The 25,260-nt window shown below is 62.6% G+C and carries 18 protein-coding genes; 9 read left to right on the top strand and 9 right to left on the bottom strand.

Going from position 1 to position 25,260, the window contains the following annotated elements; translation table 11 throughout:
• Positions 1–2 precede the first annotated feature (2 nt).
• Positions 3–3,740 (bottom strand): hypothetical protein, encoded by a 3,738-nt coding sequence (locus RIG82_05905; GenBank protein MEQ9460467.1) that lies wholly within the window; start codon positions 3,738–3,740, stop codon positions 3–5.
• Between the two features lie 70 nt (positions 3,741–3,810).
• Here RIG82_05905 and metG point away from each other — a divergent pair, with 70 nt between their 5' ends.
• Positions 3,811–4,179, top strand: coding sequence for a methionine--tRNA ligase subunit beta (gene metG, locus RIG82_05900; GenBank protein ID MEQ9460466.1), 369 nt, complete (start codon positions 3,811–3,813; stop codon positions 4,177–4,179).
• Positions 4,180–4,385: 206 nt separating this feature from the next.
• Complete coding sequence (locus RIG82_05895) at positions 4,386–5,378, top strand: EAL domain-containing protein (GenBank protein MEQ9460465.1); 993 nt, start codon at positions 4,386–4,388, stop codon at positions 5,376–5,378.
• Here the strand turns inward: RIG82_05895 and RIG82_05890 are convergent, their stop codons facing one another.
• The 4 genes from RIG82_05890 to RIG82_05875 form a co-directional block, all read right to left on the bottom strand.
• Positions 5,379–5,720 (bottom strand): DUF2103 domain-containing protein, encoded by a 342-nt coding sequence (locus RIG82_05890; GenBank protein ID MEQ9460464.1) that lies wholly within the window; start codon positions 5,718–5,720, stop codon positions 5,379–5,381.
• A gap of 39 nt (positions 5,721–5,759) precedes the next feature.
• Positions 5,760–6,737: an HAD family hydrolase gene (locus RIG82_05885; protein ID MEQ9460463.1), complete on the bottom strand. Its 978-nt coding sequence runs from the start codon at positions 6,735–6,737 to the stop codon at positions 5,760–5,762.
• Between the two features lie 81 nt (positions 6,738–6,818).
• Entirely contained in the window at positions 6,819–8,432 is a 1,614-nt protein-coding gene (locus tag RIG82_05880; protein MEQ9460462.1) for an arylsulfatase, read from the bottom strand.
• A gap of 117 nt (positions 8,433–8,549) precedes the next feature.
• Positions 8,550–9,515, bottom strand: a complete 966-nt coding sequence (locus RIG82_05875) for a formylglycine-generating enzyme family protein (GenBank protein MEQ9460461.1) — start codon at positions 9,513–9,515, stop codon at positions 8,550–8,552.
• A gap of 213 nt (positions 9,516–9,728) precedes the next feature.
• Here RIG82_05875 and RIG82_05870 point away from each other — a divergent pair, with 213 nt between their 5' ends.
• Together RIG82_05870 and RIG82_05865 are read left to right on the top strand one after the other, a co-directional pair.
• Complete coding sequence (locus RIG82_05870; protein ID MEQ9460460.1) at positions 9,729–10,697, top strand: aldo/keto reductase; 969 nt, start codon at positions 9,729–9,731, stop codon at positions 10,695–10,697.
• A gap of 79 nt (positions 10,698–10,776) precedes the next feature.
• Positions 10,777–12,774 (top strand): aldo/keto reductase, encoded by a 1,998-nt coding sequence (locus RIG82_05865; protein ID MEQ9460459.1) that lies wholly within the window; start codon positions 10,777–10,779, stop codon positions 12,772–12,774.
• A gap of 251 nt (positions 12,775–13,025) precedes the next feature.
• Here RIG82_05865 and RIG82_05860 read toward each other — a convergent pair whose 3' ends face one another.
• Positions 13,026–14,375, bottom strand: coding sequence for a PEP-CTERM sorting domain-containing protein (locus RIG82_05860; GenBank protein MEQ9460458.1), 1,350 nt, complete (start codon positions 14,373–14,375; stop codon positions 13,026–13,028).
• Between the two features lie 641 nt (positions 14,376–15,016).
• Here RIG82_05860 and RIG82_05855 point away from each other — a divergent pair.
• Positions 15,017–15,229 (top strand): hypothetical protein, encoded by a 213-nt coding sequence (locus RIG82_05855; GenBank protein ID MEQ9460457.1) that lies wholly within the window; start codon positions 15,017–15,019, stop codon positions 15,227–15,229.
• Positions 15,230–15,351: 122 nt separating this feature from the next.
• On the opposite strand, the gene RIG82_05850 is transcribed toward RIG82_05855, so the two are convergent.
• From RIG82_05850 to RIG82_05840, 3 genes are read right to left on the bottom strand one after another with little or no spacing between them, the layout of a single operon-like run.
• Positions 15,352–16,089 (bottom strand): cation transporter, encoded by a 738-nt coding sequence (locus RIG82_05850; GenBank protein ID MEQ9460456.1) that lies wholly within the window; start codon positions 16,087–16,089, stop codon positions 15,352–15,354.
• Between the two features lie 19 nt (positions 16,090–16,108).
• On the bottom strand, positions 16,109–16,813 hold the full coding sequence (locus RIG82_05845) for a hypothetical protein (GenBank protein MEQ9460455.1): 705 nt from the start codon (positions 16,811–16,813) through the stop codon (positions 16,109–16,111).
• Between the two features lie 4 nt (positions 16,814–16,817).
• Complete coding sequence (locus RIG82_05840; GenBank protein ID MEQ9460454.1) at positions 16,818–17,423, bottom strand: RNA polymerase sigma factor; 606 nt, start codon at positions 17,421–17,423, stop codon at positions 16,818–16,820.
• Between the two features lie 340 nt (positions 17,424–17,763).
• On the opposite strand from RIG82_05840, the gene RIG82_05835 reads away from it, so the two are divergent.
• From RIG82_05835 to RIG82_05820, 4 genes are all read left to right on the top strand, one after another.
• The gene (locus RIG82_05835) at positions 17,764–17,895 is read left to right on the top strand and encodes a hypothetical protein (GenBank protein MEQ9460453.1); all 132 of its coding nucleotides are present in this window, start codon (positions 17,764–17,766) and stop codon (positions 17,893–17,895) included.
• Positions 17,896–17,972: 77 nt separating this feature from the next.
• Positions 17,973–19,379: a TolC family protein gene (locus RIG82_05830; protein MEQ9460452.1), complete on the top strand. Its 1,407-nt coding sequence runs from the start codon at positions 17,973–17,975 to the stop codon at positions 19,377–19,379.
• On the top strand, positions 19,376–21,439 hold the full coding sequence (locus RIG82_05825; protein ID MEQ9460451.1) for an efflux RND transporter periplasmic adaptor subunit: 2,064 nt from the start codon (positions 19,376–19,378) through the stop codon (positions 21,437–21,439). The genes RIG82_05830 and RIG82_05825 overlap by 4 nt, the downstream gene beginning before the upstream one ends.
• Positions 21,432–25,199, top strand: a complete 3,768-nt coding sequence (locus RIG82_05820; protein ID MEQ9460450.1) for an efflux RND transporter permease subunit — start codon at positions 21,432–21,434, stop codon at positions 25,197–25,199. The genes RIG82_05825 and RIG82_05820 overlap by 8 nt, the downstream gene beginning before the upstream one ends.
• Positions 25,200–25,260: the final 61 nt, after the last annotated feature.

Below are 25,260 nucleotides of genomic sequence, written 5' to 3'. Positions count from 1 at the left end.
TGTCAAGGCAGGGGGTCATTGAAGACGCGGTCGAGGAAGGGGGGGACGCTGGAGAGTCCGAGGGTGCTCTGGAGCGAGTCGCGGAGTCCGGGGAAGAAGGAGACGGAGGTCTGGGGCTCTTCGACGGTCCCGGTCACACGGATGGCGGCGATCTGGTCGCGGAGCGTATCGACCACGCGGTTGAGTCCGAGTGTCGAGCCGGTGCGCGAGCGAGAGTAGAGGGCGAGATCGATTTCGCGGGTGACGTAGTTCATGTTGCCAGCGCCGATGATGGCAAAGTCGGGTGCTGTGAACTGGACGCCATCGAAGCGGACGTGGTCGCCGTCGATGAGGTAGCGCATGGTGGCGGTGTCGAGAGGTCGTCGGTTGGGCAGGGTGAGGTTGAAGGCGCGGAGCACGGCGAGTGAGAGGGGTTGGTCGAGCAGGTTGATCTTGACGGCTTGGAGTTCGCCACGACCCATGCGGGAGTCGGGCTGCCCGGTGATGCCTGCGAGGGAGAGGGAGGCGGAGAAATTGTCGGGGTTGGCGCTGGCTGGTATGGGTGGCGGGGCGGTGAGGCTTTCAAAGTCATCGGGTTTGGCGGCGAGTGCTTGCTGGACCCAGGCTCGTTGTGCGTCGGTCGGTGGAGCGGGGTCTTTGGGTTCGGCGAAGCGGTCGATGTCGGTGTTGACGATATCTAGGTTGAAGCGGTATTCGGTGCTGCCGGTGAGTTCGATCGAGCCATTTGCGGAGATGCTGCCGTCGTAGAGGGCACCACGAAGCATCGGGATATCTATTCGTTCGCGGTTTTTGGTGTTGGAGAGTTGGAGGGCGGCGTATTCGACAGTTCGTTTGGTGGCCTGGAGACGGGCGATGACTGCGGTGAGGTCGATCAGCGGCCAGTCGGAGGTGTTGTCGGCGCGGATGGCGAGGTCAACGCTGCCATAGGCATCGGTGATGATGATGCCGGGGTTGAACGCGGCTTTTTCGAGGTCGATGCGGCCCTTGAAGGTGGTGATCGGATGGGGTTGATTGGCTTGCGGGGTTCGGTTGAGTGTTGCGTTGACGGACCAGCCGCCTGTGAGTTGGAAGTTGTCGATGAAGCGGACGGCGCCGGGAGGGAGCAAGGCGCGGATGGAGGTGTCGATGGCGCCGCCCGAGGCGGAGATGTCGAGGTTGGCGGTGTCGGTGTTGTGAGAGGAGGTCCCATGGAGGGTCAAGGTGGCGTCTGAGGTGGCGGCGGTGATCTGGTTGAGGGTGATGATGGAGGTATTGATGGTGGCGGTGCCTGTGAGGTTGCTTGAGTCGAAGCGCAGGTCGTTGAAGTCGAAGGCGAGTCGTGAGGGCGTGAGTTCGAGGCTGATACCGGGGTCATCCGAGACGGGTTGTCGTCGGACGGAGAGGTGGGCGTGGGTGGTGCCTGTTGGTTTGTGGGTGTCGAAGAGTGTTTCGACGGCGGGCCGGAGCGTCGTGTCGGGCGGGATGAGGTGGATGAGGCCGGGCTCGATGGTGAGGTTGGTCGCGTTGACATCGGCGATGATGGCGGGGCCAGCGGGGTCGCCCCAGTTGATGGTGCCAGAGGCCGCGAGGGTTGAACCGGCGTGGTCGCCGGTCATGGCGGGGATGGTGAGTTGTTCGTTGGTCACGCTAAAGCTGCCGTTGACATCGAGGATTCGGTAGTCGCCGCCGTGGGGTGTTAGAGACGCGCTGAGGACGTTGGCGTTGACATCAAAGGAGGCGGTTCCGTCCATCTTGAGTGAGACGGTGGCGTTGCCTTCGAGGTTTCCGGTTGGCGCGAGGTTGGTGACGATGTTGCGGGCGGTGCCCGGGATGGTGGCAAGGAGGTAAGGATCGACGGGGAGTTGTGCCTGGGTGATGACGACGTCGCCATCGAGTCGTCCGGTTTCTTCTTCGCGTTGGAGTTGGGCGTTGATCACACCTGACCCGCCGGTGGGTCCTGTGACGTGGAGGTCATCGATGCGGACGTAGTTGTTTGAGACGGTGAACGTCCCGCGTTGTGATGTGATGGGGTAGGGCCAGTGGCGTTGGAGGGCTCGGAGTCCTGTGGTGTCGATGACCGTGGTGGTGATGGCAGGCTGGTCGGGGCCGACGGGGCGGCGGAGGGTGAAGTCGGCATCGATGGTTCCGCCGAGGGTGGGGGGGATGATCTGATCGGGTTCGAGGGGCGGGGAATCGAGGATGCCTTCGGATTGCAGTCGGGCGTATTGCTCTCGATCGAAGAACATCTGGACGGCCTGATCGGACCCATCGTTGAGGGCCTCGAAGAGCAGGTGGTCGATGGGGAGGTCGTTGATGGTGACGTTGATGTTGACGGCGGGGTCGAGTCCGACGGGGGCGATGCGGCCGTCGATGGCGATGAAGGCTCCGGTGACGCCATTGCCGGTGAGTCCGATGAGTTCGACGGCTTCGGGGCTGAACTTGACGGTTCCGCGGACGTTGCGGACCGGGTAGGCGAAGCGGAAGTATCGGATGGAGGCGTCGATGGCGTGGATGGTTCCGCGATAGGTGATTGGGCCATTAGGTGTAGCGCGATTCAGGGTAGTTTCGATCGCGAGGGTGCCAGCGGGTTCGAGGTTGTTGTAGAGGTCACGGGCCTGGGGGGGCAGGGCGAAGATCAGGTCGGGGCGATCGGGAACGACGAAGGGGTCGGTCTTCGCGGTCATCGTGAAAGAGGCGTCGGGGCTGAGTGACTGGGCTGTAGCTTCGATGGCGTACTGGATGCCTTCGATGTTTCCGGTGAGTTCGATGCTGGGCTGATTGTTGTTGATGGCGAGGCGACCTGTGACGCCTGTCATACGTGGTGGGCGTTGGTCGGTGAAGGGGAGGGTGATGGCGGCCTGATTGAGGATGAGCTGGGCGTTGACCTGCCAGGTGTCTTGGAGTTGTCTGACGCCCAGGCTGACACGGGTGACGTCGCCTTGGGGATCGAGGGAGTCCCACCAGGTTCTGGCGTTGCGAGGTAGGGCGTAGCGGATGCCTTGTTCGAGGTCGAGTCGTTCGAGGTCGAGGTTGATGGAGGGTTCTTCAGCGTTGAAGCGTCCGGTGAGGATGAAGCCGGGTCGGCTGGTGCGGGTGGCCTGCTTGAGGATGAACTGGTAGCCGGTGGAGCCTCGGGGTTTCATGTGTCCGGTGAGCGGGTACTGAGCCAGTTCAGTCACGTTGCCCTGGGTATCGCGGGAGGCGAAGTGGATCTCGGCCGCGCGGAGGTAGACGGTGGGAAGATCGACTGGCTCTCGTGCGGACTGTTGACCAGGTGTGGTCTGAGTGTCTCGTTGCTTCTGTGCAAGGCGGAGGAGTCGTGCGAGGTTGAGTTCGCCATCGGCCTGATTCTCGACGATGCGGAGGGTCGGGCGGATGAGGAGGACGGTGTCGATGGGGTTGCTGCCTGTGATCAGACCGATCCAGTTGGGTCGGACGAGGGCGAGCGGGACGACCGCGGCGGTGTCGAGTTTGTCCTGAGGGGTGGTGTTGAGGAGTTGGATTTGCTCGATGTGGAGGGTCATGCTGGTGAGGTCAATCGAGGCACGCTGGATACGTATGTTGATGCCCAGGGTGTTGCGAAGGGCGGAGGTGATGGAGGGGGTGAGGTTGGCGGGGTGGAGCATCCATGCGGCGGCGGTTGTGAGGGCGAGGATGATGGCGAGCAGAGAAAGAGCGAGGCGACGACGCCAGCGGTTGGAGCGTCGCAGGCGTCCGCCTCGGCGTGTGTTCTTCCAGGCCTGTCTTAGGCTTTCAAGCATGGTGCTGGTGAGGAGTAGGGGTTTGGCGTGCGGATGGCTGTAGGCGTTATTCTACGCGGAGACCTGTACTATCGAGGAGCCGGACCCGATGGACTTAAAGCCGACCGTTACGTTTGAAGATTTTGTGAAGCTAGACCTGCGGGTTGCGACCGTGGTGGAGGCCGAGGCGCACCCGAACGCGGATCGGCTGCTGAAGTTGCAGTTGGATGTGGGCGGCGAACGCCGTCAGGTCTGCGCCGGGGTTCGCGATTTTTATGATCCGGAGAAACTGGTGGGGCGGCAGATCGTGATCGTGGCGAACCTGGCTCCGCGGAAGATCCGGGGCGAGGAGTCGAACGGCATGCTGCTGGCGGCTTCGGTTGAGGAGGATGGCGAGACCAAGGATGTGGTTTTGCTGATGCCCGATAACTCGGTGCCATCGGGATCGACGGTGGGCTAACGGGTATGTGATCCGTAACGCTTGTTCTGCTTGGGGAGGGGATGAGGATTCGGTCTTGGTGACTGTTCTGCTGTTGCGCTGGCTACAGCCTTTTCTTGAGTCGAATGTCCGTAGGCACGGGCATCCCCAAGGAGCTGGTTATGAGCTGTGGTCATCGCTGTGGTTGTCAGACTTATGACGGTTCCTTAGTCGATGCTGGGGTTGTGGTGAAGACTTCTTCGCCGACAGCGGAGCCGGCACTTCGGGCGTCTTTTCCAGACTGTGAGCGAGAGGCTGGGGTGTTTGTCATCCTGGGCGATCGGCTTGATGAGCTCAGGGCGATGGTGGCGGATTTCACGGTGGTGGATCGTCAGTCGCTGAGGGCTTGTGTCGCGGATGAGGCGGGTCGGTTTGACCCGTGGTCTTCGAAGGCGATCGAGGAGGTTTTTACGCGTTTGGACTCTCCGTGGTTCGGTGCTGTGCTGCGAGACCGTTCGCTGCGTTTTCAGTATCAGCCGATTGTGAATGCGGTGACGGGTGAGGTGTTTGCGCATGAGGCTCTGATGCGTGCTTTTCGGGGGGATCAAGCGATCTCGCCGGATGCGTTGGTGCGATCGGCCAAGGCGCACGATGCCCTGTTGGTGCTCGATCAGGCCTGTCGGCGGGCCGCGATTGAGCAGAGCGAGATGTACCTGAGGACGGGCGGTCGGGTGTTCATCAACTTCTTCCCGATCACGGTGTATGACCCTGAGGTGTGCCTGGCGACAACGTTCGCGGCGGCCGAGCGTGCCGGGGCGGACATCAGTCAACTGACGTTTGAGGTTGTCGAGAGTGAGGCCTTCCCAGACATCGATCATCTCAAGAGCATTCTGGTGGCTTACCGTGAGCGTGGGGCGAAGGTGGCGCTCGATGATCTTGGGAGTGGCAACACGGCGATTTTGTTTATTGATCAGCTCAACCCGGACCTGATCAAGATTGACCGTGAGGTGCTGCGCCGCGCTGTGGCGACGGGCGAGACGTCGATGTTCATCGGGTTGATCCGATACGCGCAGGAGCGAGGGATCACGACGATCGCTGAGGGCCTGGAGACGCTGGCAGAGCTGGATTTCTGTCGGGAGTTGGGCGTGGATTATGTGCAGGGGTATCTGGTGGGCCGGCCATCACGGGAGTTCATGACGCAGCCATTCGATCCCTATGAGGATCTTGATGCCGCGGCTTGATCAGGTCTTTTCGGCGTCGATGGCATTGGCGTGGTTGACCAGCCACAGGCGAGCCGCGTCGATGTCGGAGCAGACGAGGAAGACTTCTTGCCATGAGCCCGCGTGGGTGTAGAGGCACTTGAGGCCGGTGGCTCGTTTGGCATCGCCTGAGCCATGGGGTGTGGTGGGGTACTGGATGCGCAGGGATGCGGGGGTTTTGCCGCGTTTGCGACCCATGCGGCCCGGGACGATGCGGGTGATGTGCGGGCAGTCGGAAACGATTCGGTCGAGAAGCGGGTCGAGGCCCTGAATGCGGCCGTGCTGGCGCTTGATCGGTCCGAACTTCCCGCCTGGCTTGGCCATGGGGTGAGGATAGGCGAGATGGTTCCGGCGTGGAACGGGCTACTGGGGGTAGACGGCTTTCCAGTCGCGGGCCATGTCGATCACGAGCCAGCCTTCGGCTTGAGCGGCGTCGAGAGCCTTATCGAGCTTACCGATGTGCGAATCGCGGTCGTAGGCCCACTCTCGCTCAGCGTCGGTGTGATGAATGATGAGATTGAGGCTGGGGCCATCGCCAGCGTCGTTCCACTGGAGCATCTGCAGGTCGCCATCGGAGTTGCCAGCGGCGAAGACCGGCCGGCGGCCGATGTGCTGGTGGATACCAACGGGCTTACCGGCTTTGTCATCGATGAAGTTGATCTCGGCGAGTCGGCGGATGACAGGGCCGTGGTCCGTCATCTCGAAGGCGGTCTTGATGCTGGAGCCGACGACCTGCTCGGGCGGGATGCCGTAGACCTCCTCGCTGAAGACGCGGATGAGGTCGATCCCGCCGCCCGAGACGATGAAGGTCTTGTAGCCGTGCGCTCGGAGGATGCCGAGCAGTTCGAGCATGGGCTGGTAGACCATGTCGGTGTAGAGCCTGCCGGTGGTCGGGTGGGTGGCGGTGGCGAGCCACTCTCGGGCCGAGTGGTCAAACTCGTCGGTGGTCATGCCGGCGTGGGTGGTCATGACGAGTTCGAGGATGGCGTGCTCGCCCTGCGCTGCGAGGGCCTTGGTGTCGCCTGCGAGGATGGACTTGTACGGCTCGGTGGTCTTCCACTCGGGGTGGTCGGGCGCCATCGCATGGATCCGGTCGATCGCGAACAGGAGCTGGAAGTAGGCGGGTTGCTCGGCCCAGAGGCAGCCGTCGTTGTCGAACACGGCAATACGCTCGGCTTCGGGGACGAAGTCGGGGCTGTTGGGGTCGGTGGTGCGTTGGATGAAGTCGAGGATGGCGGTTCGGTTCCCGCCCTCGTACCAGGAGGTAAGCGGCTTGCCGGTGTGGGTGGCACAGCCGGTGAGGCCAACAAGCAGGACCAGGGTGAGCAGGAGGTTTCTCATGCGGGGACCTTGTGGTTGATGGAAGGGAGGGTAGAAGAGCCCGCGCGTCCGTTGAGACGAGCGGGCTGAGTGGGCATGTGTTTACTTTGAGCCGCTGCTTTCCTTGAGCTTCTCGATGACCTTCTCGAGGTTGAACGAGCCCGGTGTCTGGCTGGGCGGGTACTCGATAAAGGATTCGAGGAACTGTCCGGCGAGGGCCTGCATTGGGACGAGCACGTAGACACGGTCGATGTACCAGTCCCAGTAGGTGTTGGAGTTCTCCTGAGCCTTCTCGAAGGGATCGCGGCGGAGGTTGAAGAGATAGGGGATGCGGAGTTCGATGAACGGCTCCTGCCAGACGCCGAGCTGCCGGCCGCGGTTGGCGAGGAAGACCGCTTTCCAGGGCTGGTAGCGGATGGCCACGATCTGGCCGTCATCGTTGACGTACCAGAACTCGTTGCGGGCGGATTCTTCGGTCTTGCCCTTGAGGTAGTCGAGCTGGTTGTAGCCGTCGAGGTGGTTGCGGTACGTGCGGCCAATGGCCTCATAGCCATCGAGCAGGTCTTCCTTGATGTCGGTCTTGCCGACGGCGGCGGCGAAGGTGGGCAACCAGTCCTCGTGGGACACGATGCCGTTGAGGGTCACGCCAGCAGGGAAGTGGCCGGGCCAGCGGACGAAGGCTGGGACTCGATAAGCGCCTTCCCAGTTGGAGTTCTTCTCGCCACGGAAGGGGGTGGTGCCAGCGTCGGGCCAGGTGTTGTAGTGGGGTCCGTTGTCGGTCGAGTACTGAACGATCGTGTTGTCAGCGATGCCCAGTTCATCGAGAAGGTCAAGCAGTTCGCCGACGTGCATGTCGTGCTCGACCATGCCGTCGCCATACTCGTCCTGTCCGGAGATGCCGCGGTGCTCTTCCTTGACGTGGGTGCGGAAGTGCATACGGGTGCCGTTCCACCAGCAAAAGAAGGGTTCCCCGGCTTCGACTTTGCGTTTGATGAAGTCCTTGGCTGCGGCGACGGTCTCGTCGTCGATGGTTTCCATCCGCTTCTTCGTGAGCGGTCCGGTGTCTTCGAGGGTCTGCGTGCCGTCTGCGTTGGCCGAGGCTTTCATGACGCCGCGAGGGCCGAACTGTTCACGGAAGGTCTTGCCGTTCTTGAGGACGAGGTCGGTGGGGTAGTCCTCGTGTTCTGGTTCTTCCTCGGCGTTGAGGTGGTAGAGGTTGCCGAAGAACTCGTCGAAGCCGTGGTTGGTGGGGAGGTGCTCATCGCGGTCGCCGAAGTGGTTCTTGCCGAACTGTCCGGTGGCGTAGCCGAGCGACTTCATGACGGCGGCGATGGTGATGTCGGTTTCCTGCCAGCCCTCGGGAGCGCCGGGCAGGCCGACCTTGGTCATGCCGGTTCGGACGGGGACGGTTCCGCCGACGAATGCAGCGCGACCAGCCGTGCAGGACTGCTGAGCGTAGTAGTCGGTAAAGCTGAGCCCTTCACGCGCGATACGATCAATGTTGGGTGTCTTGTAGCCCATCATGCCGCGGTTGTTGTGGCTGATGTTCCAAGTGCCGATGTCATCACCCCAGATGACGAGGATGTTGGGCTTGGTTTGTTGCTGACTCTGGGCATTCTCGCTCTGTGAGCGAGCCTGGGGCTGGGCTTGAGCGCAGCCGATGACGAGTCCGACGGTCAAAAGCATGAATGCTAACGCGCGGCGAGCGTGGGGCATGATCCGCATCTCCTTAATGGGTGTTTTCGTAAAACCGAGTGTGGGAAAGTACGCGGTTAAGGCGAGATGGACAAGCGCCAATCGCCAGAAGCTGCTCGGTCATGGTGATAGCTGGCGTTACTTTTTTGTAACACCGCTGGTCGGGGCATCCATCACGCAGCGGAACCCGAGGTGGTTCATGCCGGAGTCGGGGGGCGAGGCCATCTTGGCGCTGGGGCGGTAGCTCTCGCAGTAGCTGGCGTGGCAGAGAAAGGAGCCGCCTTTCTGGACCCGTGAGTCTTTTGCGTGGGGGTTGCGGGGGTCAGCGGTCGAAGTGGGGCCGGTGGGGTTGGAGCAGCAGGTCTCGCCTTCGAGGGCGGCGACGCGCTGCTGGTAGGCGTCGGGTCGGAACTGATCGGTGGTCCACTCCCAGACGTTGCCCGCCATGTCATAGAGTCCGAGCTGGTTGGGCGGGAAGCTGGCGACGGGTGCGGTGGCCGTGAAGCCGTCGTCGCCGGTGTTGCGATGCGGGAAGGTTCCCTGCCAGATGTTGGCCATGTGGCGGTCATCGGGCTTGAGTCGGTCGCCCCAGGTGAAGCGTTTGCCCTCCTGGCCGAATCGGGCGGCACGTTCCCACTCGGCTTCGGTCGGCAGGCGTTTGCCGGCCCACGTGGCGTAGGCGACGGCGTCGTCCCAGGAGATGTGGACAACCGGATGGTTCTCGCGGCCTTCGAGGGTGCTGCCCGGGCCTTCGGGGTGACGCCAACTGGCACCGGGGGTCCACGTCCACCATTGCCAGTACTCACGCAGATCGACGGCGTGGTCGGGCGGGGTGAATACCAGCGAGCCGGGGACCAGCACCTCATCGGGTGGTTTGGGGGTGCCGGGCGCGACCTGCTGACGCATGACTTCCCAGTCGATGGGTTGTTCGGCGGTGGTGCGGTAGCCGGTCTCTTCCACAAACACAGCAAACTGGGCGTTGGTGACCTCGGTGTGATCGATCCAAAAGCCATCGACTTCGACGGCGTGGGCGGGTCGCTCGTCGAAACGGCCTTCGGGTCCGTCCCAGCCCATGGTGAAGCGCCCGCCGGGGACCCAGACCATGCCATCGGGAGATTCTGAGGGTTGAGCGGACGCTCCGCTGGCCAAGATCAGGACGCAGCAGAGGGCGCACCAGGCCGAAGAGAGCCGGGTTTGCTGTCGATGCGCTTTGGTCGTTGAGAAAAACATCAGAAGAAACCTCTAGGGAGTAGGGCGGTTAGCGCCTAAACTGTAGCGGGTTCACTGGGCTACCTATACATAGAAAGTGATCTGCAGATGACTGACCGGCGTACTTTCCTCAAGGGTGTGGCAGCAGCGGGGGTTGGTCTGACAGCGGGCGGGACGGTTGCCTCAGGTCAGGAGCAGGGACAAGACACGACGGTTCGTGTCCCGCGGCGGGTGCTGGGGAAGGTCGGGGCTGAGGTGTCGATGCTCGGGCTGGGATTGGGCTCAGCGTTCACGTCGCCTCATGAGCGTGATGTCGAAGCCGGTCAGGCGCTGCTGGTGCGGGCGCTGGAGCATGGGGTGAACTACTTTGACACAGCGCGGGGCTATGGCCCGTCGGAGCGAATGATCGCGCCGGTGGTGCAGAAGCATCGCGACAAGATTTTTCTTGTGAGCAAGAGCGGAGCGAGAGACTACGACGGGTTCATGCGTGAGTTCGAGCAGACAACCCAGAACCTGGGTGTCGATAAGGTCGATCTGTACCATCTTCATAATCTCAAGCCCGGTCAGGATGATCTTGATGTGATGGAGCGAGGCTGTGCGCGGGCGGTGCGGGCCCTTAAGGAGCAAGGCGTCATCGGCGCGTTTGGCGTCACCGGGCACAGCGGGGCGCAGATTCTGACCGACGCCATCGAGCGATTTGATCCCGATGCGCTGCTGACCATCTTCCCGGTGACCCGGCCGGATGAGGGTCGCTACGAGACCCAGACGCTCGAGCTGGCCAAGCGTAAGGGGATGGGTGTGATCGCGATGAAGGTCTTCCGGCGAGCGCGAGAGGCTGACCTGCCGGCATCGGACATGATCCGGTACGCGCTGAGTCTTGAGGGCGTGCACACGGCGATCATCGGTCTCGATAAGCTGGCGAATCTGGAGGAGAATGCCGCCACGGTGGCGGGCTTCGAGCCGATGGCGGCGGAACGCCGGGATGAGTTGTCGCGGCTGGCGGTCGCGCGGTTGGGGGATTACCCGGCACCTTATGAGCGACCGGGGTATGTGGACGGGCATGGCGTCGTGGCTTAAGCAAAGACCGTTTAAGCCTCTTAGATGAAGTGATCAATGCCCGGCTCGGTTGAAGGCCGTGATCGCTATCATCACGGGCATGAAGCAGATCAACTGGGGAATCCTCGGAGCCGGAAACATCGCCCACGCCTTTATGCGCGGGCTCAACGCCGTGCCTGAGGCGGCTGTCGTGGCGGTGGCTCGTCGTGATAGCGCGAAGGCCGAGGCGTTTGCAGCGCAGTACGGCATCGAGCGTTGGACATCCTCGTATGAGGACGTACTGGCGGATGATCGAGTGGACGCGATCTATATCGCGACGCCTCACCCGTTCCACGCGACCTGGGCGATCCGGGCTGCAGAAGCAGGCAAGCATGTCCTCTCAGAGAAGCCGGCGGGGATGAGCCGATGGCAGGTCGAAGCGATGATCGCGGCATGCCGGAAGCACCGCGTGTTCTTCATGGAGGGCTTTAAGGACCGGGTGCACCCGCTGTTCCTCGAGATGTTTGCGTTGATTGAACGTGGCGAGATCGGGACAGTCCGGCTGGTGGATGCGGCGTTTGGTTTCGGGGGACAGCACGATCCTGAGTCGAGAGTTCTGAACCCGGCGCTGGGTGGGGGCGGGATTCTTGATGTGGGCTGCTACCCGGTGGAGTTGGCTCGGAAGATCGCGGGGATTGCGAACGGCAAGCCTTTTCTTAATCCGCAGGAAGTCCGTGGTTCGAGCCATCTCGGCACGACCGGCGTCGATGTCGCTGCGTCGGCGGTCCTCAAGTTCGAGGGTGGGATGCTGGCGACGGTCACGACCTCGCTTGAGGCCAAGATGGTGTGGATTCGTATCTACGGCGAGAAGGGCTGGATCGAGGTCCCGGGGATGAGCTGGCATCCGGCGTTCGAGGGCGGTGAGGGTTCATTCTTGCTTCATCAGGGGGACGAGACGCGCGAGGTGAGCGTGACGGCGGATCGACCGATGTTTGCCTATGAAATCGAGGCCGCCTGCCAGGCGATCCAAGCGGGGGAATCCGAGTCGCCCGCGATGACATGGGAGGATTCACTCGGGCAGGCGGAGACGCTGGATCGCTGGCTCAAGCAAGCGGGCGTGTCCTACCCGACCTCAACGGTTGAGGGTTTTGCCGAGCCGCTCCACGGGAAAAAACTGATTCGGGCCGAGTCGGCACCGATGAGATACGGACAGATCGACGGCGTCAACAAGCCAGTGTCTCGACTGATCATGGGTTGCGACAATCAACAGGATTTTGGCCATGCAGGGGTGATCTTCGATGCCTACTTCGAGGCCGGTGGCAACACGTTCGATACGGCGTGGTTGTACAACTGGGGTTTGCAGGAAAAACTGCTCGGTCAGTGGTTGCGTTCACGAGGGGTTCGCGAGGAATGTGTCGTCATCAGCAAGGGTGGACATACACCTGATTGCACGCCAAAGGGAATCAGGAGACAGATTTCCGAGTCACTCGACCGCATGGGCCTGGACCGGGTCGAGTTGTACATCCTGCACCGTGATAACCTTGATCTGCCGGTTGGCGAACTGATCGATGTGCTCGATGAGTTAGTTCGTGAGGGGAAGGTCGGAGCGACCGGGGCGAGCAACTGGCGTGTTGATCGTTTCAAGGCTGCCCAGGCCTACGCTCAGGCACAGGGCAAGCAACCCTTCGCCGTGCTCAACAACAACCTATCGCTCGCGCGGATGCTCAAGCCTGTCTGGGGCGGGTGCATCAGCGCCTCGGACCCGGCGTCAAGAGCCTACCTCCGTGAGACCCAGACGGCGCACCTGGCGTGGTCGAGTCAGGCGCGGGGATACTTCGCCGAAGCGGACACCAAGACCAATCTGGGCCAGCAGACGACGGATGATTGTTTTGATGGACTCGAGAACCGCGAGCGTCGTGAACGTGCCGCGAAGCTCGCTAAAGAACGAGGCGTCTCTGCGGTCAACATCGCCGCAGCGTATGTGCTCTGCCAGCCGTTCCCTAGTTTTGCCCTTTTCGGTCCCCGCACGCTTCGGGAACTCGAATCATCCCTGCCCGCATTAGCAGTCGAACTGAGCGAGCAGGAGCTGCGGTGGCTCGATCTTGATGTAAGCACTTGAGTGCGGAAAATGGACCCGACAGGACAGGGCCATTAAGGCATAAGAGAATAAGTTTGATGTACTTACGGATGTAGCTCTGGAGTGATGGTGCGGGATCCATGCATCTCAAGACCTCAGCAGTTGGCCGCTGCTGTAAGCTATGTATGACGGGTGCTCACACAGGCGCAGGACTAGATCGCAGCCAAACTATAAGCAGTGCTCTTGCATCCCTAGACACATATATGCGCCTGGATGCCTGACCGAGGACACACCTACTTCCGCCGGATCAGCGCCAGGCCACCGAGCCCGAGCAGCGCCAGTGATGCCGGCTCTGGGATCACGACCGCAGTCAGGTTGAAGCTGTAGACCTCACCCGCGTTCGTTTGCCCCAACGCAACGCCTTCATCGGTGAACAGGGTCAGCTCAGCCTCGTAGGTCCCCTCGCCGGGGGCAAGCGAGCCGAGGAATGTCACCATGATGTCGAGGCTGCTGCCCTTGCCGATGACTTCGCCGCCCACCAGATCGACCTCGAACAAGCCCGCATCGACGCCACCGATCGAGAAGTCCAGCGTCATGTCGGTCAGCTCAGGCACGCCGCCGTTGTTGTCCGGCGTGGTGTTCGAGACGCTCAGGATCTCATCTAGGTTGGCCAGCTCAGCGATCGCGCCCAGGTCAAGCGTCGTGCCCGGCGAAATCGAGCTGCCCAAGACCGGGCCAACCCCGACACCGGCAAGGTTGATCTGGTGAATCCCGTCCTCGTTGGATTGGATGTCAACACTGCCGCTGACCGCGCCGCGGGTAGTCGGGCTGAAGGTGTACGTGAAGTCAGTCGTTTGCCCGCCATCGAGGCTGATTGCAGGCGCTTCGAGTGGCCCGGAAAACGGTGCGCCGCCGGCGGGGCTGCCCGCCAGACCCGTCAGGGTCGTCCCGACGATCCCCGCGTTGCCGGCGTTCAGGCTCTGGTTGTCGGAGGTGCCCGCGCGGGCGAGGAAATCGAGGCTGCCACCATCGCCCGGCGTCGTGGTAAGAATCGGGTCCGCCACGCCGGTCACCCCGATGGTGAAGCCATTCCAATTCTCGTTGGATAAACTCGTCCATGAGACCGTTGTAAACGCACCCGTGAACTGGATAGACCCGTGCGGCTCGCCGCTACCGTTGAGCTGGTATACGCCCGGGGCAGGGTTGGTCTTGGTCAGCGTGCCGTTGCCCCAGAAGCCCCTGCCAAAGCCCAGGATGTCGAAGTCGCGGTCGAACGAGTACCCGTTGCCGTTCAGGCTCACCACTGAGAAGATCGGGTTGGCGATCGGCCGGGAGAAAGTCAGCGTTTTCGATGTCGCTCGCGACAGCGCGATGATGTCGCTGGCCGGCGGCGGGTTATCGATGACCGGGGTCGTCGTGCTGTACGCGTCGGGGTTCCAATAGTTGGTGCCCCCGGCGGTCTGGATGAACTGGATCTCACCGGTGTAGGTCACATCGACGATCTCGCCATCCACATTTAACGTCCCGACCGCAGACCCATTAGGCCCTGCCGTGCCCGATGTCCAATCAACCCAGCTAATCGGTACGGCCGAAGCCGACGAAACAAACAGCGACGTGGCGAGCGTAGATAGCACGAAGCGCATGGTGAAGTTCCTTCTCCGGTCTTTCCTCAGCCGGGCAGCACCGAGCCAACTAGGGAGATGCTCCCAGCACTGCATAATCTGACTACTTCTACAACTGACATATACGATCTAGAGCAAATACAAGCGGCTCCAGACTTTGATATCCGCCTTTAGAATACCCCCTTCCGGTTGTCCCGCAATCTATTTTCGGTGAAAGATCTCGGAATACCTCTTTCTGCGGATGCCGATTGCTTCGCCTTCACCGCGTTGACGCACCGATGCGCGAAGATGGGTAAAGTAGGCCGTCTTTATGATGCACTTGCCGTCTCACGCAGGTCCCGCCCTCGGTGTCGTTGTGGCGATCCGGTGGATCAGTTGGATGACGCGCCTGATCCTCCTTGATCCGTACCCAAGAACAAAGTCTAAGAAACGGATCAGATTGAGGGGGGCAGGTCACCGGTGATGGTTGTTGCAACGATCATGTGGTGTAGAATCCGGTGCACCTCTGGTGCAAAATGCGGTGCTGCGTCTGGCTGCACGTGACTGAACCAAGACCACTGAAGGCTATCTAAAGCATGCTTGGAAGGGGGGTTGTGCAGCAAGATGCGAAGCTATGCGATTCTCTGCAAAACTAAGGAAATGGGCCCGACAGGACTCGAAACGTGCTCAAAAACACTGGGAAAACCGAGATTTCTGGCGAAGGCGGCGCAAAAAGCGACGCAGTGGGGCATGAAGACCCGCTTCGGCGGCTGTTCGTGATCGTGCGGCTTATCGAACGACTGACACCGGCCGAGCGGGAGGTGGTGATGGCGATGCTGGGGGTTGGTCAACGAATCAGCCGTCATCATGCGATCGAGGACGAAGGGGTCGGCTGAGCGGTTGGTTTCTTGACCAGTACGAGCGTGGTGAGGCGGAGTGTGCGGGCCGCCTGGGCCTTAGCTTCACTCCACACGTGTACGTGAGCTGTTTCTTTCGGGCTATGCCCAGAAATAGATGATCAGGCGTGCAGGACCAGCATCGCCGCCGCCATGACCGCCATCGTGAGGTCCTCGACCAGTGTGACCTTGGTCATCGGGAGATTCAGCGCCGTGCCGAGGCACGCGCAGCGGATGGCTCGCTTGTCCATGAGAGCCTTGAGGACGCCGGCGGCTCCAACCAGCATCAGCACCAGCGTGACGCTGTTGACCACCACGGGCGACCCGTTGAGCAGGTAGGCGACGCCTAGCCCCAGCTCGATATACGGATACGCCCAGGCCCAGGCTTTTGAGCGTCGGGCCAGAAGGTCGTAGCCGCGATAGGCCGAGACAAAGCCCGGGGGATCGAGGAGCTTGAAGAACGCGAACACGATGAAGAAGCCGGCCATGAAGTGCCGCATCATCGTGGCCCAATCCCAGCTGCCTTGGCCGTAAGCGATCAGCCCGACGACGCCGGCGATGAAACCCACAATCAGAAAGAGTGGGTAGAGACTCTCACCCGGTGCGTCCTCGACTCCCGTCGTAGGCTCAGCGTCTGGAGCCTCGGGTGCGCTCAAGGGTGAGATCCGATAGTCGCCGGCCTCCGACAAAGCGCCCCGGAGCAAGGCCAGATCGAGAGCGTGTTCGTGCTGAAGCTGAGCCCGGCCTTGCTGAACCGAGACCTCGGCTCGCGATACGCCCGGGAGGCGCTCGAGTGCATTGGTGACCTTCGCTTCACAACTTCTGCAGTGCATGCCCTCGACGGCGAAACTGGATTGCATGGGTCGAATCCTTCTCTTGTTAGAAATCCGCATCGGCCGCGAGTCGCGCGAGTCGCTCATAGCTCGTGTCGCCCATGACGCAGAGCCAGCGATCGCCGCGGTTGGCCATCATCATCCGCACCCCGTCGAGTTCGTGCCCGAAGAACCTGCGTCCATCGATGTCGATCCTTACGCCCATTTCGTGAGCAAAATCGGGAGCCTGCGCGACCACGAGGGTGATCAGAACCTCGCCGTCTTGCAGAACAGCGACGGCGGCCAGACGACCCTGGACATCCACAAGGCAACAGGACTGGACACGAACTCCCTCAAGTTCACCCGGCAGAGCGGGCGCTGAAGCCCGCTGTTCAGCGATTCGTCTGTTGGCCTGCTCGATGGTTGTGGCGGGCGTGATGTCGAGTCGTCCGGCAACCAGTTCGTGATGGAGTGTAGAGAGATCCAGCACCGCGGCCGAGGCGCGGGGGGTGCTGGTGTTGAGCGTGATCGCAAGACCGATGATCAGCGCGAAGACGGCCGCCAGGCCAGCCGCAGGCCTTAGCCAGCTTGTGATCCGCATTCGGCTGCTGGACGTTTCGACCAACACGTTGCCGCGTTCTGCCTGAGCCTCGCCCCGAAGAGCCGCCGCCAGTCTTTGCTCCAGACGCGCCGTGTCGATCGGTCGCTGCCCCAGCCGTTCAAGACGGTCCGCCGTGGCCCGATCAAGACGTTCGTCAAACGGTTCCGACATCGCATTAACCTCCGGCTTCGGATCGCACCCAGCCACGTTGGATCGCGAGAGGCTGCAGGTGCTCTCGCAGCCGGGCCCGCGCCCGGCTGGCCCGCGACTTGACCGTGCCCGGGGCCACCTCCAGCGTCTCGGCAGCCTCTTCGATGGACAGCTGCTCGACGTCCACCAGCAGCAGGACCCACCGCATCGGCTCGGGCAGCTCGCGGAGCGCTGCCTCAATCATCTCGTCGTCGAAGCGATCCAGGATCGCCTCCGGTTCCGGCCAGACGACCTCCTCAGACGCGGCCATCCGCCCTGCCGGTTCAAATGTCAGAGTATCCAGCGACCCTGCCTCCACCGAGCGCGAAGCCCGGCGGTAAAGGTCGACGTGGGTCCTTCGAAGTATGGTCATAAGCCAGGCCTTCATGTTGGTCCCGCGCTGGAACGAACCGATGTGTCGGAAGGCGCGCATCATGCTTTCCTGCACCAGGTCTTCTGCGCTGTGTTCGTCATGCGTCAGTATCCTGGCGACACGCAGCAGCGAGGGCAGCAGAGGCCAGGCCTCATCACGAAACGCCCGCGACGCCTCGTTGCTGCTCGACTCGGATAGCTCGTCGCGACTCTCGGACACGGGCTCGGTCACCTTTCTCAACGCAGGAACCTTCGCACGAGGTTCCATGATTACTGATTCTCGTCTTTTTTCGAGATTCGCGATCCGCTGGAACCTCAGAAGCGGTTTCTCTCGTTCAGATCAGTAAGGAGACCCTTTCATGATCACCCCCGCGTCCCTGCCACGGCTCGGTCTGGCCATGGCCCTGCTGTTCCTCTTGGTTGGATGCCAGGCCACGCCAGAAACATCCTCCCATACAGCTGCAACGGCCAGCGCACGAGCGACACCTCCTGCTGACAGCTCGGCTTCACCAAGCTACCCGCTCGATGTCTGCGTCGTTTCGGGACAGAAACTCGGGTCGATGGGGTCACCGATCGAGGTACAGGTCAAGGGACGCACCGTCCTGCTCTGCTGCTCGGGCTGTGAGGCCAGCCTGCGGGCCGATCCGGAGTCTTACCTGGCCAAACTCGATGAAGCCGCGGGCACTCGCTGATTCAGCACGCGCGTCCACGCCTCTGCCCGCCCTGTTCCGGCGGCTTTGGGGCCGCCTATTGCCTGCAGGAGACTCGCATGACCCCTTATGGCCTTCGCTGGAGCATGCCTGTGCTGATCGGTCTGCTCTGGGGATGCGCGTCTCCGCTGGACCACCACGAAAGCGATGGACATGGCCTTACCGACCGATTAGCCCTCTCCGGATCGACCTCACCTGCGCGTTTGGCCGAGAAGTCAGAACATCCGCTCACGGCTACGAGTCTGCCCGGCGATTACGTGGCGTGTGCGCTCGAGCACAGCCCCGCCGTGAAGGCCGCGCGCCAGCGGTGGACCGCCGCCAAGGCGCGGGTCCCGCAGGTCAGCAGTCTGCCGGACCCAAAGCTCGGCGTCGGCTTCTTCCTCGATGAGCTCGAAACGCGGGTGGGCCCGCAGCAGGCCCGCGTTGGCGTCCAGCAGACCCTGCCTTGGCCCTGGAAGCTCAGGGACCGTGAGGACGCGGCCGGAAGAGCCGCGGCCGCGGCCTGGGAGGACTACCGGGCCGCACGTTTTGACGTTGCGGAGCGTGTGGTGGTTGCGCTTCACGATCTGGCCTATCTCGACGCCTCAACGCGCATCGCCGAGGCGAACCTGTTGCTGCTCAGCAGCTTCGAGGATCTCGTGCGGACCCGATACCGCGTGGGATCCGGATCCCATCCCGAACTCGTACGGGTTCAGGTCGAGCTCGGCGAGATGGAGGATCGTCTCGAACGACTCCGGTCGATGCGGCCGTCGTACGTCGCCGAGCTCAACAGCTCGCTGCATCGCCGTGCAAACGCGCCGGTGCCAGGGCTGCATCCACTCCCCGATCTGAGCCTCTCGGCCAGCATCGCGGAGTTGAGGGATCGTGCGCAGCGCAGCAACCCGGATCTGAGGGCGCTCGAGCAGCAGATCGAGCAGCAGCGCTATCTCGCCGAAGCCGCCAAAAAAGCATCGATCCCTGACGTGACGGTCGGCGTGGACTATCTGGTGACTGGCGAGGCACCCAACAGCAGGATCGCTGAGAGCGGTGACGACCCGATCCTGCTGAGATTCGGGATCAACCTGCCGATCTGGCGCGGCCGGATCGACGCGGGTATCCGCGAGGCGACCGCCAGGCGACTCGCCGCCGGTTACGAACGTTCCCAGCAGGCGAGCGATCTTGACGCTTCGATCGAGCGTCTGGTCTTTGAGCACCGCGACGCCATCCGTCGATCCGACCTGTACCTCCAGAGCCTGATCCCCAAGGCGGAGGAGTCGCTGGAGGCTTCACGGGCCGCGTTTCGTACCGGGGAGATCTCGATGCTCGAACTCCTCGATGCTGAACGCACTCTGCTCGAGTTCGAACTCGCCGCGGAACGAGCTCATGCGGACCGCGGCAAGTCGCTCGTCCGCCTGCAGACGCTCGTGGGTGAGCCGCTGACCGCGATCGCCATTGAGGATGAGAACGAACAGGACATGCAGCCGTGACCAACCGCGACAAGCAACGATTCGTGATTCCGCCTTTCGGCAAGCAAGGCCTGCGATGGCTGCCGGTCTTGGGTCTCATGCTCGTTGCCGTCGGAATCGGCTACTGGTTGGGACTTGGCTCCACCACTTCACCGACTTCACCAGAAACAGAATCAGCAGAAGTCGATCAGGACGCCTGGTACACCTGCTCCATGCACCCGTCGGTCCGCTCGCGCGATCCCGATGGCAAGTGCCCGATCTGCTCGATGGACTTGATCCCCGTGGATCAGGCTGAGGGGCAGGAACAGGCGTCGAAGGGTCTTTCCCTCAGCGAACTTCAGGCGGACGCGGCCAGGGTGCGCGCCACCCGGGTTCAACGTCGGTTCCCCACCGCCGAGGTCCGACTGTTCGGCAAGATCACCTACGACCAGACCCGCGTCGCACGGCTGACCGCCTATATACCTGGACGAGTTGAACGACTGTTCGTGAACTACGTCGGCGTCCCGGTCCGTCAGGGGGATCATATGGCCGAGTTTTACAGCCCCGAGTTGATCAGTGCCTTTGAAGAGTTGAAGCAGGTCCAAGGCACCCTGGAACGCCTGGGTGAGGGAGGCAGCACCCTGATCCGCGAGTCGACACGCCGTACGTTGACCGCCGCACGCGAACGTCTCCAGCTCTTTGGGATGACGGATGAACAGATCACATCGATTGAGAAAGGTCAGCAGCCGACCGAGAGGCTGACCATCCATGCGCCCATCGGCGGGGTTGTTACCCACCTCGCCGTGCGCGAAGGCGACTACGTCGGCACCGGCGAGCCGATCGCCACCGTCGCTGATCTCTCCCGGCTCTGGCTGGACCTCGAGGCCTACGAATCCCAGTTGCCGCTTCTGCGGTGGGGCATGACGGTGCGCTTCACCGTTGAGGCCCTGCCGGGTCAATCCTTTGAAGGGAAGGTGGCCTTCATCGAGCCGGTGATCGACCCGATGACGCGGACCGCCGCCGTACGGGTTGCGGTGGACAACCGCAACGGTGAGCTCAAACCCGGGATGTTCGCCACCGCGGTCGCTCTGCCTCAACTTTCCGAGTCAGGCGTCGTGCCTGACGCGTCCCTCACTGGCCGCTGGGTCAGCCCCATGCATCCGACCGTGGTCAAAGACGGACCGGGGCAGTGCGACGTCTGCGGCATGGACCTTGTGCCCGTGAAGGAGCTCGGCATCATCGACACCGATCAGCCCGTCACCAAGCCCCTGGTCATCCCCGCGTCCGCCGTCCTCTTCACCGGGCGGCGCTCGCTGGTCTACCTCGCCAGCGAGCAGGCAGAGGGCTGGCTGTACGAGCCACGCGAGATCATCCTTGGCCCACGAGCAGGAGAAGACTACGTGGTCCGATCGGGGCTCGATGAGGGCCAGCTCGTGGTGACCCACGGCAGCTTCCGGATCGACAGCGCGATGCAGATCGCCGCCAGGCCGAGCATGATGAGCCCCGACGAGGAGGACGACGGCGAGAGCCATCAGCACCGCCAGCAGCCTCAAGCCAGCACGGATACTTCGGCCACAAAGACCGTGGATCCGGCCGAACGTGCCGAGGCACCCAAGGCGTCGGGTCTCTCTGAGTCTGAGAATCTGATGCCCGTCTACAACGCCTACTTCACCCTGCAGCAAGCCTTGGCGTCGGATGACCTTCAGGCTGCCCAGGAAGCTCGCACGCAGCTGCGGGTCTCCGCGGAGGCTCTCGATGAGAAGATCCGCTCCGAAACAGATCAGAACCTTGACCTGCACATTCTGAAGCCTCTGATCGAGTCCCGATTCACTGATAGCCTGGAGTCTCTGAGAGATGAGTTTGAGCCGATCAGCGACGCGGTGATCCGTCTCGAATCACGACTCGGCCACACCGGCTCAGCGACCTGGTATCGCGCTCACTGCCCGATGGCCTTCGACAACCGCGGTGCGGACTGGCTTCAGCGTGATCAGGCGATCAGCAACCCCTACTTCGGTGCGATGATGCTCGGCTGCGGCGAGATTCGTGAGACGCTGGAGCCGATAGAGCCGGCCAAGGGTCACGAGGCGCCCGATCATGAGTGACACTCCCGATCCGCCGCGCAGCCCCCTCAACGCCCTGATCCGCTTCTGCCTCGAACAGAAGCTGGTCGTCGCGATCCTGCTCGCAGGCACCCTGCTCTGGGGCCTCATGGTCACGCCCTTTGGCTGGGATCTGGGCGGCCTGCCTCGTGATCGCGTGCCCGTCGATGCCATTCCCAACCTCGGCGAGAACCAGCAGATCGTCTTCACCGAATGGCCCGGGCGAAGCCCGCAGGACATCGATGATCAGATCACCTACCCGCTCACGGTCGCCCTGCTCGGCGTGCCGGGCGTCAAGGACATCCGCAGCTACTCGGCCTTCGGCTTCTCAACCATCTACGTGGTGTTCGAGGAGGACGTCGAGTTCTACTGGTCGCGTTCACGACTCATCGAGAAACTCAACGCCTTGCCGGCGGGCACGCTGCCGGAAGCTGTCAAGCCCTCTCTCGGTCCCGACGCGACCGCGCTGGGCCAGGTGTTCTGGTACTCGCTTGAGGGTGTCGATCCGGACGGCGCGATCGTCGGCGGCTGGGACCCTCAGGAGCTGAGGTCGCTGCAGGACTTCACCGTGCGCTACCAGCTGGCGAGTGTCGAAGGTGTCGCCGAAGTCGCTTCGATCGGCGGCTTCGTGAGGGAATATCAGGTCGATGTCGATCCCGACGCTATGCGTGCCGCGGGCATCACGCTCGATCAGGTCATCGCCGCGGTCCGCCAGAGCAATCTCGATGTCGGAGCCAGAACGCTGGAGGTGAATCGGGTCGAGTACATCGTCCGTGGCCTCGGCTTCATCCAGAGCGTGAAGGACCTCGAACAGACCGCCGTGACCGCCCGAGAGGGCCAGCCCATCCTCATCCGCGACATCGCTCGTGTCGGGCTCGGGCCGGCACTGCGACGCGGTGTCCTTACCCGTGAGGGCCGTGAGACCGTCGGCGGAGTCGTTGTCGTGCGCTTCGGAGCCAATCCGATGGCGGTCATCCAACGCATCCGTGACAAGATCGACGACATCGCCTCGGGCCTGCCGCAGCGCACCCTCGAAGACGGCACCGTCAGCCGCGTCAAGATCGTGCCCTTCTATGACCGGACCGGTCTGATCCGTGAGACCCTGGCGACCCTCAGTGACGCGATCACCCAGCAGGTGCTGGTCACCATCATCGTCGTCGTCCTGATGGTCATGCACCTGCGCAGCAGCCTGCTGATCAGCGCCATGCTGCCCATTACTGTGCTCATGACGTTCATCGGGATGAAACTCGTGGGCGTCGATGCCAACATCGTTGCGCTCTCGGGCATCGCGATCGCCATCGGCACGATCGTCGATATGGGCATCGTGCTCACCGAAAACATCCTCCGTCGGCTCGATGAGGCGGGCGAGAGCGACAACCGACTGGACGTGATCTACCGCGCCTCGGCCGAAGTCGGCGGTGCGGTGCTGACCGCCGTCGCGACCACCGTCGTCGGATTCCTGCCGGTCTTCACCATGCAGGCCGCGGAGGGCAAGCTCTTCCAGCCGCTGGCATGGACCAAAACCATGGCGCTGATCGCGTCGATTCTCATCGCCCTCACGATCCTCCCCGCCGCGGCGCATCTGCTCTTCGGGCAGAAGGCACACGCGCAGCGAACCATCGGCGTCCTCGCGGCCCTCACCCTGGTCGCGGGCCTGTTTGTCCTGAGCCTGCTGAATCTGGTCCTCGGCCTGGTGCTCGTGCTGCTGGGTCTGTTCCACTTGGGGCGGCCTTGGCTCACGCCGGTTCTGACGACTTGGTCCTACCGCATCGCCAACCTGATTGTCGTGCTCGTGGTGCTGGTGGCGCTCGCGGAGGCCTGGATGCCCATCGGCCCGGAGGCCGGACGATGGGGCAACAGCCTCTTCATCGCTGTCATCGTTGGTGGGCTGCTGTTGCTCTTCTATCTCTATCGCATCGCCTTTCCCACGATGCTCGCCTGGTGTCTGCGTCACAAGCTGATTGCGCTGAGTCCCTCACTCTTGATCGTTCTGCTGGGCGTCACCATCTGGCTCGGCTTCGATCGCGTGCTCGGCTGGCTGCCGCAGACCGTTCGCGAGAGCGCTCCGATCCGTCAGGTGGCCAACGCCTTCCCCGGCCTCGGCAGCGAGTTCATGCCCACGCTGGACGAGGGCAGCTTTCTGTACATGCCGACCACCATGCCCCACGTGTCCATCGGCGAGGCGACCGACATCCTCCGCGAGCTCGACCGAAGAATCATGAGCGTCCCCGAGGTCGAGCAGGCCGTCGGGAAGATCGGCCGCGTCGACAGCCCACTCGATCCGGCCCCGCTCTCCATGGTTGAGACCATCATCCAGTACCGAAGCGAGTACATCACCGATGAAGATGGCAGACCCAAACGTTTCCGCTACGACCGCGTTTCGGAGGCCTTCGAACGCGATGAGCAGGACCAACTCATTGAAGACGACGACGGCAGACCCTATCGCCAGTGGCGCGACGAGATCCGTTCGCCTCAGGACATCTGGGACGCCATCGCCGAGGCAGCCCGGATGCCCGGCGTCACCAGCGCCCCCAAGCTCCAGCCCATCGAGACGCGTATCGTCATGCTCCAGTCCGGCTTCCGTGCGCCTATGGGCATCAAAGTCTACGGCCCCGATCTCGACACCATCGAGGCCTTCGGTCTTGAGCTCGAACGCATCCTCCAGCGGGTCCCATCCATCAAGCCCGAGTCGGTCTTCGCCGACCGCGTGGTCGGCAAGCCTTACCTGGAGATCGAGATCGATCGCGAGCGCATCGCGCGCTACGGACTGCGTATCGCTGATGTCCAGTCGGTGATCGAGGTCGCCATCGGCGGCAAGCCCCTCACGATGACCGTCGAGGGCCGTGAACGCTACCCGGTCCGCATCCGCTACCTCCGCGAGCTCCGTGACCAGCCAGACACGCTCGGCAGCATCCTCGTCCCGACGCCGTCCGGCGTGCAGATCCCGCTCGATCAACTCGCCACCATCGAATACCGACGCGGACCCCAGGTCATCAAGAGCGAGGACACCTTCCTCGTCTCCTACGTCCTCTTCGACCGCCAGCCAGATGTCGCCGAGGTCACCGTGGTCAACGACGCTCGAGACCACATCCAGGAGAAGATCGACGATGGATCACTGGAAGTGCCTCCCGGCGTGACCTATGCCTTCGGCGGGTCCTACGAGAACCAGGTCCGTGCCGCGCGCACACTCGCTATTGCTCTGCCCCTGACCCTGAGCATCATCTTCCTCCTGCTCTACTTCCTTTTCCGCAGCGTCGCTGTCACGCTCATCGTGTTTTCAGGAGTCTTCGTCGCCTGGGGCGGCGGGTTCCTGATGCTCTGGCTCTACGCCCAGCCCTGGTTCCTCAACGTCGCACCCCTCGGGATTGAACTGCGTCAGCTCTTCCAGGTCCAGACCTTCAACCTCTCCGTCGCTGTCTGGGTCGGCTTTCTCGCGCTCTTTGGCATCGCCGCGGACAACGGCGTCATCATGGCCACTCGTATCCGGCAATCCCTCGATGAGACCGATCGCGGCTCGATCGACACCATCAGACACGCCGTGATCGACGGCGGCCGGCTGCGCATCCGCGCCGCGGTTATGACCAGCGCGACCACCATCCTCGCGCTCCTGCCCGTCCTCACCAGCACCGGGCGCGGCTCCGATGTCATGGTGCCCATGGCCATCCCCACCTTCGGCGGTATGGCCGTCGCCCTGCTCTCGCTCTTTGTCGTGCCCGTCCTCTACAGCTGGGTGGAAGAAATCAAGATCCGAGCAAGCAGCTAGACCAGCACGGGCCTGCCGCAGTGCATGTCGCGGCTTACGACGCCAGCCACGGATCCGCTAT

This window comes from Phycisphaeraceae bacterium (genome assembly GCA_040222855.1).
Lineage (GTDB): Bacteria > Planctomycetota > Phycisphaerae > Phycisphaerales > Phycisphaeraceae > Mucisphaera.
The sequence above is the reverse complement of the archived record's forward strand: the minus strand, read 5'-3'. Positions and strand labels throughout refer to the sequence as shown.